This window comes from Metallibacterium sp. (genome assembly GCF_054637675.1).
The window spans coordinates 1-11,709 of sequence record NZ_JBTSRB010000068.1; the positions used below are offsets into that span (position 1 = coordinate 1).

Annotated in this window: 15 protein-coding genes; 9 read left to right on the top strand and 6 right to left on the bottom strand. The window is 67.6% G+C overall.

The window, feature by feature from the left end:
• Positions 1-361, bottom strand: a 361-nt coding sequence (locus tag ACYDAT_RS14575) for a thioredoxin domain-containing protein (protein ID WP_461451025.1), incomplete at its 3' end; no start/stop codon positions are given.
• Positions 362-371: 10 nt separating this feature from the next.
• Complete coding sequence (locus ACYDAT_RS14580) at positions 372-1,028, bottom strand: thiol:disulfide interchange protein DsbA/DsbL (protein ID WP_461451027.1); 657 nt, start codon at positions 1,026-1,028, stop codon at positions 372-374.
• On the opposite strand from ACYDAT_RS14580, the gene ACYDAT_RS14585 reads away from it, so the two are divergent.
• The gene (locus tag ACYDAT_RS14585) at positions 1,009-1,302 is read left to right on the top strand and encodes a hypothetical protein (protein ID WP_461451029.1); all 294 of its coding nucleotides are present in this window, start codon (positions 1,009-1,011) and stop codon (positions 1,300-1,302) included. The two genes, ACYDAT_RS14580 and ACYDAT_RS14585, sit on opposite strands and share 20 nt — an antisense overlap.
• 34 nt (positions 1,303-1,336) lie before the next feature.
• Here the strand turns inward: ACYDAT_RS14585 and ACYDAT_RS14590 are convergent, their stop codons facing one another.
• Entirely contained in the window at positions 1,337-2,017 is a 681-nt protein-coding gene (locus ACYDAT_RS14590; RefSeq protein WP_461439649.1) for a c-type cytochrome, read from the bottom strand.
• 143 nt (positions 2,018-2,160) lie between these two features.
• On the opposite strand from ACYDAT_RS14590, the gene yihA reads away from it, so the two are divergent.
• Positions 2,161-2,784, top strand: a complete 624-nt coding sequence (yihA, locus tag ACYDAT_RS14595) for a ribosome biogenesis GTP-binding protein YihA/YsxC (protein ID WP_461440936.1) — start codon at positions 2,161-2,163, stop codon at positions 2,782-2,784.
• 94 nt (positions 2,785-2,878) lie between these two features.
• Here the strand turns inward: yihA and ACYDAT_RS14600 are convergent, their stop codons facing one another.
• Positions 2,879-3,370 carry a GAF domain-containing protein gene (locus ACYDAT_RS14600; RefSeq protein WP_461439651.1) on the bottom strand — a complete coding sequence of 164 codons (492 nt, stop codon included), beginning with the start codon at positions 3,368-3,370 and terminating at the stop codon, positions 2,879-2,881.
• A 37-nt stretch (positions 3,371-3,407) separates the two neighbouring features.
• Between ACYDAT_RS14600 and bioD the strand changes: the two genes are divergently transcribed.
• The 7 genes from bioD (at position 3,408) to ACYDAT_RS14635 (ending at position 9,635) form a co-directional block, all read left to right on the top strand.
• Positions 3,408-4,115, top strand: coding sequence for a dethiobiotin synthase (gene bioD, locus ACYDAT_RS14605; RefSeq protein WP_461451031.1), 708 nt, complete (start codon positions 3,408-3,410; stop codon positions 4,113-4,115).
• 166 nt (positions 4,116-4,281) lie between these two features.
• Positions 4,282-4,617 (top strand): hypothetical protein, encoded by a 336-nt coding sequence (locus ACYDAT_RS14610; protein WP_461451033.1) that lies wholly within the window; start codon positions 4,282-4,284, stop codon positions 4,615-4,617.
• Positions 4,618-4,624: 7 nt separating this feature from the next.
• Positions 4,625-5,437 carry a class I SAM-dependent methyltransferase gene (locus ACYDAT_RS14615; RefSeq protein WP_461439654.1) on the top strand — a complete coding sequence of 271 codons (813 nt, stop codon included), beginning with the start codon at positions 4,625-4,627 and terminating at the stop codon, positions 5,435-5,437.
• Positions 5,438-5,536: 99 nt separating this feature from the next.
• Positions 5,537-6,865 carry an isocitrate dehydrogenase (NADP(+)) gene (icd, locus tag ACYDAT_RS14620; RefSeq protein ID WP_461439655.1) on the top strand — a complete coding sequence of 443 codons (1,329 nt, stop codon included), beginning with the start codon at positions 5,537-5,539 and terminating at the stop codon, positions 6,863-6,865.
• A 75-nt stretch (positions 6,866-6,940) separates the two neighbouring features.
• Positions 6,941-7,651, top strand: a complete 711-nt coding sequence (locus ACYDAT_RS14625; protein WP_461439656.1) for an NYN domain-containing protein — start codon at positions 6,941-6,943, stop codon at positions 7,649-7,651.
• A gap of 7 nt (positions 7,652-7,658) precedes the next feature.
• Positions 7,659-8,240, top strand: coding sequence for a pseudouridine synthase (locus ACYDAT_RS14630; RefSeq protein WP_461451035.1), 582 nt, complete (start codon positions 7,659-7,661; stop codon positions 8,238-8,240).
• A gap of 321 nt (positions 8,241-8,561) precedes the next feature.
• Positions 8,562-9,635: an NAD(P)-dependent alcohol dehydrogenase gene (locus ACYDAT_RS14635; RefSeq protein ID WP_461440940.1), complete on the top strand. Its 1,074-nt coding sequence runs from the start codon at positions 8,562-8,564 to the stop codon at positions 9,633-9,635.
• Positions 9,636-9,695: 60 nt separating this feature from the next.
• Here ACYDAT_RS14635 and ACYDAT_RS14640 read toward each other — a convergent pair whose 3' ends face one another.
• Both ACYDAT_RS14640 and ACYDAT_RS14645 read right to left on the bottom strand, forming a co-directional pair.
• Complete coding sequence (locus ACYDAT_RS14640) at positions 9,696-10,178, bottom strand: YajQ family cyclic di-GMP-binding protein (RefSeq protein WP_461440941.1); 483 nt, start codon at positions 10,176-10,178, stop codon at positions 9,696-9,698.
• A gap of 186 nt (positions 10,179-10,364) precedes the next feature.
• The coding region (locus ACYDAT_RS14645; RefSeq protein WP_461451037.1) for an O-antigen ligase family protein at positions 10,365-11,709 on the bottom strand (1,345 nt) is incomplete at its 5' end.

Here is an 11,709-nt window from a genome sequence, read left to right on the forward strand (position 1 = left end):
CGCCCAGCTTTTGCGCCGCGAAGAACGCGCGCGCGAACGGCTCCCACACCGGCCAGAACACGGCCGGCAGGCGCACGAACTCGGCATCGGCCGGCAGCGATTTGCGGATCTGCTCGGCGTAGGGCTGGAACTCGAAGCAGTGCGGGCAGGCGTAGGAGAACACCTCGATCACCTGGATGCGCTTGGCCGCGGGATTCAGCGGTTGCGCCGGGGTGATGGCCTTGTAGGCCACGCCGGGCTGGTACATCACCATCGAGGGGCCGCCGACTTGCGCCAGCGCCGCTTGCGCCATGCCGGCCAGCAGTACGGCGCACAGCAGCAGGTGCTTGCGCAGGGCGCGTTTGATCCGGGCGGGGCTCATCGACGAATTCTCACTGTTTCAGGTGCATGGCGGCGGCTTCTTTCTGCGCCAGATATTGCACCAGCTTCTGGGTTTCCAGCAGGCCACCGGCCGAGAGCACGTCCAGGCGATACGCGCCGTTGACCACCAGCGTCGGCGTGCTGTCGACGCCGTAGGCCTTGATCAACTGATCGGCGCGTTTCATCTTGGCCCGGATCGCGAACGAATCCGCGGTGGCCTCGAAAGTCCTGGGGTCGGCGCCGTACCGGGCGTAGAACTTGGCCACAGCGGCGATGCTCGGCAGATGCCGCTTGACGCGCGGCTGCGACGTGCCCAGACCGTCGTAGGTGTTGAGCGGACCGCCGGGCGTCCAGATCGCCTTGAACATGGCGTCGTGCGTGGTCGGGTTGTCCAGACCCAGCGCCTGCGCGGTGTAGTAGGCGCGCTGGAAAGTCGGCCAGTCCTCGGGCGAAATGAACGAGGCCGGCAGATACTGCCAGTGCACGTAGGCCGGCATGCTCTCGCGGATGGCATCGGCCATCGGCTGGAACTGATTGCAGGCCGGGCAACCCCATGAGAACACCTCGGTCACCACCACGTGATCAGCGCGGTCGGTGGGCACGGCGGGTTCGATGCGGAAATAGTTCTTGCCCTCGACCCATTGGCCCGTGTCAGCAGGCGCCAGCACCGGCGTACCACCGCCACTGGCCGCGGTGGCGGGTGCACTGGCCGTGGTTGTCGCGCTGGCCGGGGCCGAAGCTGTGCTGGTCGCCGCAGCGGGTGCGGCATTGGACGCCGCCGCTGGCGTGCTGCTGGCGGGCGCGGCACTGGCGCCAGCAGCCGCTGTCGTCGGCGCAGAGGCCAGCGGGCTGGCCGGCGGCTGCGACGACGAGCAGCCAGCCAGCAGCAGAACCAGCACCACGGCCGGAATCAAGGACTTCAACATCGGGCAATCCTCGTGATGCGGGCGCGGCCCGCGTTGACTGCTTGCGGGCGTTACTTGGCGAAGGCCGTGTTGTTCAGCGTCGGCTGCGTCGGCACGATCGGTGTCGCCGTGTGCAGACCGGCGATGTAGCTGGCCACGTCGGCGATCTGCGCGGCGGTGAGGCGCTTGGCAAGCGTCGGCATGATCGAGGCGTGGGCGGTCTTGCCCCACGTGGTGCCGTCATGCCACGCGGTCAGCACGGTGCGCACATAAGTCGCGTGCTGCCCGGCTAGATGCGGATACACCGCGCCGGGATTCCCTTGACCATCCGGGCCATGGCAAGCCATGCAGGCCGGTACTTCGGTGGCACGATCACCGCCGCGGTACAAAGCCTGGCCGACGGCCACGGCCTTGGGATCGGCCACGCCGGGGATGATCTTCTGCGCGGCGAAATAAGTCGCCAGATCAGCCATGTCCTGATGACTCAGCGACATGGCCATGCCGAGCATGATCGGGTTCTGGCGCACGCCACTCTTGAACAACACCAGTTGGCGATAGATGTAACTGGCTTGCTGCCCGGCCAGCTTGGGGTATTGCGGATCGGTCGAGTTGCCATCCATGCCGTGGCAGGCGGCGCAGATCGCCGACTTGGCCTTGCCCGCCGCGACCGTGCCTGGCGGCATCGCGCCCTCGGCATGCGCGCCGGCGGCGAACAACAGCGCGCCCAGAACCATCATGCTGCCCAGCTTCATGTACCTTCTCCGCAGAGGCCGATCGGGTGCTGCCGATGTCGCACCAACCCGTTTGCCCGCGGCGCGGCGGGGCGGCGCGTACCAGCGCTGGATTATCCTTGCGCCTCCGGAGGCGGTCAAACCCTCTATCCGCACGGATTCCCATGCCCAGCAATCCCCTGCACGGCGCCAGCTTCGTGCTGTCCACGCCCGACCCGCACAAGCTGCCCGCCGACAGCGGTGCGGAAATCGCCTTTGCCGGCCGTTCCAACGCCGGCAAGTCCAGCGCGCTCAACGCGCTGGTCGGTGTGCACGGCCTCGCGCGCACCTCGCGCACGCCGGGACGCACCCAGCATCTGGTGGTATTCGTCCTGCCCGATGGCCGCCGCCTGGTGGATTTGCCTGGCTATGGCTACGCCAAGGTGCCCGAGGCCGTGCGCGCGCAGTGGCGCGAGGCACTCGAACATTACCTGGCGCGACGCCGCAGCCTGCGCGCGCTGGCGCTGGTGATGGACATCCGCCATCCGCTGACGCCATTCGATCAGCAGATGCTGGTGTTCTGCGCCGCGCACGCGCTGCCCTGCCACGTGCTGCTGACCAAGGCCGACAAGCTCGGTCGCGGCCAGATCGCGCAAACGCTGCTGGCGGTGCAGCGCGAGCTGACACAACTGGGCGGCGTGCTGTCGGCGCAGGTGTTCTCGGCCACGGCGGGTACGGGCGTGGAGACCGCGCGCGGTGCACTGACGAAGTTGCTGGGCGGATCGCCGCGCGAGCTGGCCGCACGCTAGTGGATTGTTGAGCAAAGTGCCTTCCTGGCACTTGCTCAAGTCGGGATATCCTTGTCCCACGGCATCAGGGTGTTTCTCAACACCCTGCCAGCGCTCAATCAATGCTGGCCATGAATACCCGGCACAGCGCTTCCATGCCGGCTTGATCCTCGGCGTCGAAGCGCGCGGGCGCGGGGCTGTCCACATCCCACACGCCCAGCAGCGTGCCGTCGTCACGCAGCAGTGGCACCACGATCTCGCTGCGCGAGGCGGCATCGCAGGCGATATGGCCGGGAAAATCGTTCACATCTTTCACCAACTGCGTCTGGCGCGTGGCCGCGGCAGTACCGCACACACCGCGTCCGAGCGCGATGCGCACGCAAGCCGGCCGGCCCTGGAATGGGCCGACCAGCAGATCGCCATCGGGCTTGAGTAGATAAAATCCGCACCAGTTGAGCGTCGGCACCTGCTGCCACACCAGCGCCGCGAAGTTGGCGGCGTTGGCGATCAGGTCGCGCTCGTCGCCTAGCAGCGCCGCTGTCTCGCGCACCAACGCGGCGTACAAATCCTGCTTGGGCAGATGATCGAGACTATCGAACGCGTGCATGGATGACGTAACTTCCGCGGAAAGCCACAATTGTGCCATGCACACGCGCGACGTATTCGTCACCGGCACCGACACCGGCATCGGCAAGACCTTCGTCAGCGTGGCGCTGTTGCGCGCGCTGCGCATGGCCGGCTTGCATGCGGTCGGCATGAAGCCGGTGGCCAGCGGTTGCGAACAGACGCCGCAGGGTTTGCGCAATGACGACGCGCTGGCGCTGCAGGCCGCCAGCGATCCGCGCCCCGATTACGCGCTGGTCAATCCGCTGGCCTTCGCCGCGCCGATCTCGCCGCATCTGGCTGCCGCCGCGGAGGGCCGCCGCATCACGCTGGAACCGATCCACGCGGCCTACGCACTACTGGGCGCGCACGCTGATGCGCGCGTGGTCGAAGGTATCGGCGGCTGGCTGGCGCCGCTGTCGGACAGGCTTGTTGCCGGCGATCTGGCGCACGCGCTGCGCCTGCCGGTGATTCTGGTGGTGGGCCTGCGCCTGGGCTGCCTCAACCATGCCCTGCTCAGTGCGCGCGCGATCCGCGCCGATGGTTGCGAACTGCTGGGCTGGATCGGCAACCAGATCGAGCCTTCGCTGCCAGCGCTGGCCGGCAATCTGGATACGCTGCGCGCGCGCCTGCCGGCGCCGTGTCTGGGTGTGCTCGAATATGCCATGCCCGCCGCCGCCGCGGCGCAGGCGTTGACGCCGATTGTGGCCGCGATGAGCACCCCGATTCCGTTTGCGTCTAGCGTGTGACGTCCAACCCCGTGTCATCCCGAGCGCAGCGAAGGATCTCGGCGCATGCCGGTGCCGGCAGACTTTGCGCGAGACTCAAGCGTGAGATCCTTCACTACGTTCAGGATGACACCCAAGAACCACAGCGCGTCTCACGTCTCACATTCGCTGCCATGAGTCCGACCCCATGAGCCTGTTCCTGATCCACATCGAACACTTCACCCGCGCGCGCGGTACCGAGCCCGCGCTGGCCTTCGCCGGCGACAGCCCCGAGGCCTTGGCCGAAGCCATCGAAGACGCGCTGCAGCGGCCCACGCTGTTCGCGCGCTGGTGCGCCCTGCAGCACGAACCGGACAAAGTCCCGGTCGCGCTGGGCGCGCTCGATCCCGCCGCCAGCGTGCGCGCCGAATCGCGCGATCTGCACGTGGAACTGGAAATCCGCAGCACGTTGCCGATGAAGATCATCGCGCAGCGTCTGACCTGGCTGATCGGTCCGCACTGGGATCTGCGCAACGTCAAATGAGCAGCGCATGACCTGCCCGATCTGCCGCGGCACCGAGACGCCCTTCGCCAGCGCCACAGTGCTACGCAAGTACGCGGCGCAGTTCCTACGCTGCGCCGACTGCGGATACGTGCGCGCGGCCGATCCGCATTGGCTGGCCGAGGCTTACAGCGACAGCGCCATCACCACGCTGGATACCGGCATCGTGGCGCGCAATCTGGATCTGGCCGAGCGTACCGCCGCGCTGCTGGCCTGGCACTGGCCGCAGGCCGGCGCGTGCCTGGATCACGGCGCCGGCAGTGGTCTGCTGGTGCGCCTGTTGCGCGATCGCGGCTACGATTTCCGCTGGCGCGATCCCTATTGTGCGAATCTCTATGCGCGCGGCTTCGAGGCGCAGCCCGGCGCGCACTACGACCTCGCCACCGCGTTCGAGGTGATCGAGCACCTGCCCGATCCGCTGCAGACGCTGGCCGCGCTGGCTGCCGAGGCGGACGTGCTGGTGCTCAGCAGCGAGCTGCTGCCGGCGACGCGCAACCGTCCCGGAGAATGGCATTACTACATGCTCGACAGCGGCCAGCACATCGGTTTCTTCAGCGTGCCGGCGCTGGCCGCGGTGGCGCGGCGGCTGGGCCTGCAACTGGCCAGCGACGGCCGCTGGTTGCACGTGCTGGGCCAGCGCGTGCCATCACCGCGCTTCATGCGTCTGCTGCGCAAGCGGCGCTGGCGCGCGCTGCTGCTGCGGCATCGGCGCCGCGCCACGCTGGCGTGGGCCGATCAGGCGACGCTGCAGGCGGCCCTCGATGCCGCGTACGCCGCACCCGGTCGCGCTGATGGGAGCTGATTCGCTGCGCGCGCTCAATCCCGAGCTTTCTGTAGGTCCGTCAAAGCGCGACAATGCATCTTTCGCGGCGCTGCCGCGCTGGCCCCAAGGAGATATCCCATGAGCGAACCTCAACTCGTCGTGCCCAGCGGTGGCGCCAGGATCGGCATCGATCGCGGCCGTCTGCAGGTTCCGCGCAATCCCATCATCCCCTTCATCGAAGGCGACGGCACTGGCCCGGATATCTGGCGCGCCAGCGTGCGCGTGCTCGATGCCGCGGTGGCCAAAGCCTACGCCGGTCAGCGCAAGATCCACTGGATGGAGGTGTACGCCGGCGAAAAGAGCTTCAAGCAGTTCAACACCTGGCTGCCGGACAGCACCGTGCAGGCCTGCCGCGATTATCTGGTGAGCATCAAGGGTCCGCTGACCACGCCGGTGGGCGGCGGCATTCGCTCGCTCAACGTGGCGCTGCGGCAGATGCTGGACCTGTACGTGTGCCTGCGCCCGGTGCGCTGGTTCAAGGGCGTGCCCAGCCCGGTGCGCGATCCGGGCAAGGTGGACATGGTGATCCTGCGCGAGAACACCGAGGACATCTACGCCGGCATCGAATGGGCCGGCGGCGGCAACGAGGCGCAGCGCGTGCTGGATTTCCTCGCCAAGGAAGACCCGCAGGCCTTCGCCAAGATCCGCTTCGGCACGCAGGCGCGCGTCAACGACTGGCTGGCGCTGCTCGAGGCAGCGGGCGCGCCCAAACGCACGCTGCCGGTGGAAGTCGGCATCGGCATCAAGCCGGTCAGCCGCCTCGGCACCGAGCGTCTGGTGCACAGCGCCATCGAGTACGCGATCAAGAACCAGCGCAAGTCGGTGACCTTGGTGCACAAGGGCAACATCATGAAGTTCACCGAGGGTGGCTTCCGCGACTGGGGTTACCAGACGGCGCGCGATTTCTTCGGCGCGGTCGAACACGATGGCGGCCCTTGGCACGTGATTCCCGCGGGCAAGCCCGGCGCCGGCCTGATCATCAAGGACGTGATCGCCGATGCCTTCCTGCAGCAGATCCTGCTGCGTCCGGCCGAGTATGACGTCGTGGCCACGCTCAACTTGAACGGCGATTACCTCAGCGACGCGCTGGCCGCGCAGGTCGGCGGCATCGGCATCGCGCCGGGCGGCAACATCAACTACATCACCGGCCATGCCGTGTTCGAGGCCACCCACGGCACCGCGCCCAAGTATGCCGGACAGGACAAGGTGAACCCAGGTTCGCTGATCCTGTCCGGCGAGATGATGCTGCGCTACCTGGGCTGGAACGAGGCCGCCGATGCGCTGGTGCACGCCATGGACAAGGCCATCGCCGCCAAACATGTCACTTACGACTTCGCGCGCCTGATGGACGGCGCCACCGAGGTCAAGTGCTCGGAGTTCGGCGATCGCCTGATCGCGGCGATGTAACGCAAGGTTGCAACACCGGCGCGATCACAAGATTCCGTCGCGCCGATTTTATCCGGAAAATCCTATGGGAACCCTATGCAAAAGACCGCGATCCTGATCGATGGCGCCTACTTTCTGGCGCGTTTCCGCAAGGTGTACGAAGACCGCGATGGCAACGACGCGCGCACCGTTTCGCGCACCCTGTTCGGCATGGCGCTGGACCACCTCAAGCAATTGGAGCGACCCAAGGACGCGCTGTACCGCATTTTTTTCTACGACTGCGCGCCGCTGGAAAAAACCTTCGAGCGTCCGGTCAGCGGCAACAGCATCGACTTCGGCGCCAGCGCCTCGGCCGCATTCCGCCGCGAACTGCACAACGAGCTCAAGCGCGTACGCAAGATGGCGCTGCGCCTGGGGCGCCTGGCCGAACGCGGCGAATGGGTGCTGCGGCGCAACGCGCTGCAGGACTTGCGCAACGGCGCGCTGCGCTGGGACAACCTGCGCGACGAGCACTTCGAGCTGGACCTGCGCCAGACCCAAGTGGACATGAAGATCGGCCTGGACATCGCCAGCCTCGCGCACAAGCGTCTGGTCGACCAGATCGTGCTGGTCACCGGCGATGCCGACTTCGTGCCCGCGGCCAAGCTGGCGCGGCGCGAGGGCATCGACGTGATCCTCGATCCGATGTGGCAGGGCATCTCGCCCACCTTGCAGGAGCACATCGATGGCCTGCAGTCGGTGTGCCCGCGCCCCGGCAGCGGGCCGGCGCCGCGCAACCACATCGAGCCACCGGTATCCGACGCCTGAGCCGCCGGTGCGCGTGCTGCTCAACAAACCGTACGGCACGCTGTGCCAGTTCACCGGTTGCGACGACCGGCCCACGCTGGCCGCGCTGCTGCCGCCGGCCGTGCCAGCGCCGACAGGCGCGCTGCCCGCGCACGATCCGGCGTGGCACCTGATGTACGCGGCCGGGCGCCTCGATCACGACTCCGAAGGCCTGCTGCTGCTGACCGACGAGGGCGCGCTGATCCAGCGCCTGACCGATCCGCGCCACCACGCGCCCAAGACTTATCTGGTGCAGATCGAGCGCGAACCGGATGCCGCCGCGCTGCAGGCACTGCGCCGCGGCGTGCAACTCAACGACGGCCCCACGCGCCCGGCCGAGGTCGAGCGCGTGCCAGTGCCGGACTGGCTGTGGCCACGCGCGCCACCGGTGCGCTGGCGCAAGACCGTGCCCGACGCCTGGCTGCAGATCACCCTGCGCGAAGGCCGCAACCGCCAGATCCGGCGCATGACCGCCGCCGTGGGCCATCCCACGCTGCGCCTGATCCGCATCGCCATCGGCCCGTGGCGACTCGGTGGCCTGACACCGGGCGCGTTGCGCGTTGCGGATTGATCATCGCTGTCGCGCGCATGCAACACCGCATTCACACCCACGCGGCGTTTACAGCTCGACACGCATACTCTTGCATGCAATAGCCGCAATCCTGAGCGCGGTGCTGAGCGCAGCCACGATGTCATCCTGAGCATCGCGAAGGATCTCGGCGCGTGATTGCGCGCGGCGCGTCGTCGGATGCCGGGATGCTTTGCAATGCTCAGCATGACAAGAGAGCATGGCGTAACGGCAAGACAAGGCCTCCCTGTAAATGCACGGTGTCACCCCAGCACGCGATGTCACCCTAGTTCTTATCGTCCCCATCCCAGTCGGAGTATCCCCATGTCCAAGACCCCCGCCTATGCCGCTGCCTCGGCGCAATCGCCGCTGGCGCCCTTCAGCATCGAACGCCGCGCGCCCGGGGCACACGAAGTACTCATCGACATCAAGTACTGTGGCGTGTGCCATTCCGACATCCACCAGGTGCGCGACGAGTGGGGTGGCTCGGTGTTCCCCATGGTGCCGGGGCACGAGATCGTCGGGGTGGTGTCGAAGGTAGGCAGCGCCATTTCCAAGTGGAAGATCGGCGATGTGGTGGGCGTGGGCTGCTTCGTCGATTCCTGCCGCCACTGCGAGGCCTGCAAGGAAGGCGAGGAGCAGTTCTGCGCCGAGGGCATGAGCGCAACCTACAACGGCTACGAGCGCAAGCCCGACGGCAGCCTCGACACCATGCGCCCAACCTATGGCGGCTACTCCAGCCGCATCACCGTGGACGAGAACTACGTGCTGCGCATCCCCACAGGCATGCCACTGGATCGCGCCGCGCCGCTGCTGTGCGCCGGCATCACCACGTATTCGCCGCTGCGCCATTTCGGCGTCAAGGCCGGCGACAAGATCGCCGTGGTGGGCCTCGGCGGATTGGGTCACATGGCGGTGAAGATCGCCAAGGCCATGGGCGCGCACGTGACCGTGCTCAGCCACTCGGCCGGCAAGCGCGAGGATGCACTGCGCCTGGGCGCCGATGACTTCCTGGTGACCAAGGACGAGACCGTGTTCAAGCAGCACGCCGGACGCTTCGATTTCATCCTCGACACGATCTCGGCGCAGCACGATTACAATGCCTACCTCGGCCTGCTGCGCCGCGACGGCACCATGGTGCTGGTGGGCGTGCCCGATCCGACGCCAGTGCATGCGTTTTCGCTCATCGTCGGACGCAAGCGCCTGGCTGGTTCCCTGATCGGCGGTATCCGCGAGACGCAGGAAATGCTCGATTTCTGCGCCGCGCATGGCGTGGCCTCGGACATCGAGCTGATCCCGATCGAACAGATCAACGCTGCCTACGCGCGCATGCTCAAGGGCGACGTGCGCTACCGCTTCGTGATCGACATCGCCAGCCTCGACAAGGCTGCCGCATAAGGCACCGCACGACCGCGCGGCGCGAGGCCGATGGCGCGCGTCGCGCTGGATCGCAGCGATTCAATCGCGGAAATTCTCGAACTGCAGCGGCAGCTCGAACTCGCCGACGCGCAGCAGCGCCATCGCGGCCTGCAAGTCATCGCGCTTCTTGCCGCTCACGCGCAGCTTGTCGGCATTGATCTGCGCCTCGACCTTGAGCTTGGCCGCCTTGAGCGCGGCGATGAGCTTCTTCGCCTGCGCCTGCTCGATGCCCTGCTTCACCGTCACGCGCTGGCGCGCCTGCGCCAGATTGACATCGGCCGCGCCCGCATCCAAGCAGCGCAGATCGATGCCGCGCGCGGCGATGCGCGCGCGCAGGATCTCCAGCATCTGCTTGAGCTGGAAATCGCTGGGCGCGGTCAGGGTGATCACGCCATCGTCGAGCTTGAAACTGGCTTCGACGTTGCGGAAATCGAAACGCGTCTTCAGCTCGCGATTGGCCTGATCGACGGCATTGGTCAACTCGTGCTGGTCGACCTCGGAGACGATATCGAAGGAAGGCATGGCGGCTTCGCAAGAGTGTTCGGACGCGAAAGTCTAGCGCCATGCGCGCCTATCGCGGCGGCTGGATGCGTTCGACGCGCCACGCCTCATACGACTTGGCGTACTTCAAGGGCGAACGCGACCGATCGCTGGCACCGCGCCAGCGTGGCGGCATTGTCGCGCGTGGTCACCACCAGCGACAGTGGTTCACGCGCCAGGCGCGTGCGCCTCCGTCGCGGGCGCAGTGCCCAGCGCGCCGATCCACAGTGCCAGCAGCCACCAGAACAGCAGTCCCCACCAGGCCGAATAAAACGCCAGCGTGGTATTGAATGGAAACACCGCGGCCAGCACCGCGATGCCGGCCGGCCAGGCCAGCGCACGCGCGCGCGCCGGTGCACGCCGCCACATGCGCCAGGCCAGCAGCGTGCCCAGCGTCCACAGCGCCAAGCCGAGCACGCCGCTTTCACTGAGGATCTCCAGCACGATCTGGTGCGCGTAATAAGCGCCCTGGTCCTCGGGGTGATTGACGAACGGATCGCCCGGCCTGGCGTAGCGCGGGTAGGCGTAGCGGAAGCCGCGCACGCCGACGCCGGTCCACGGGTTGGCCGCGATCATGCGCCCCGCATCGGCCCAGATGGTCAGGCGTCCGGACAGCGCCGCGTTGATGTCGTGCTCGCTGCCCTTCAGCGCCAACAGAGTGCGCTGCATGCGCGCATCGAAGCGCGTCGAGGTCTGCCACGCCGCACCCAGCGCCAGCACGCCGAGCAGTGCGGCTGCCGCTGACCACAACGCGAAACGCCGCCACGAACCCGCCTCGCGCCACAAAAAAATCGCCAGCACGAAAGCGTACGTGACCCAACTTGCGCGCGAACCGGACAGCAGGATCGGCCCCAGCAACAGCAGTGCCGCGGCGATCAGCGCCACGCGCCCGCGCCAGCGCTGCGCCAGCGCCAGCAAAAACGGCGCCAACACCGCCAGCACCTGCCCCATTTTCGGATCGCCCGCACCGAAGACGCCGGTCAACCGATGCGGCATGGCGTGGCCGCGCACGCTCCAGCCGGTCAGCGCCTGCATCCACGCGTCCAGCGTCCACAACAGCGTCAGCAGCGCCACCGCCCGCAGCAGCCGGCGCCACTGCACCGCATCGCGCAGCACCCAGGCAACACCCAGCAGCAGCGGCAGATAGCGCAGCATCGCCACGACCGTTTCCCAGGTGCGCAGCGGCGCCACCGCGTGCAGCGTCGAGCCCAGCGCGGCCAGTTCGTAGCAGGCCCAGATCAGCAGCGCCCAGCGCGCGGACGGCAGCGCGGCGAGTGCGCGCGGCTGGCGCAGCAGCCGGACCGCGCACAGCACGATCAGCGCCAGCGTGCCCAACTCGGCGGCGCGCCCGAACGGCAGCAGAAAGATCAGCGCGAAAGGCAGCAGCCACGCCCAGCGTGGGCGCGCATCGGCGGCGGCGGCGGCGGCAGTCATGCGCGGATTGTGCGCTGCGCGCAGCGGCGCGGGGAATGGCTCGCGCCGGGACTCGGGACTCGGGACTCGGGAGTCGGGA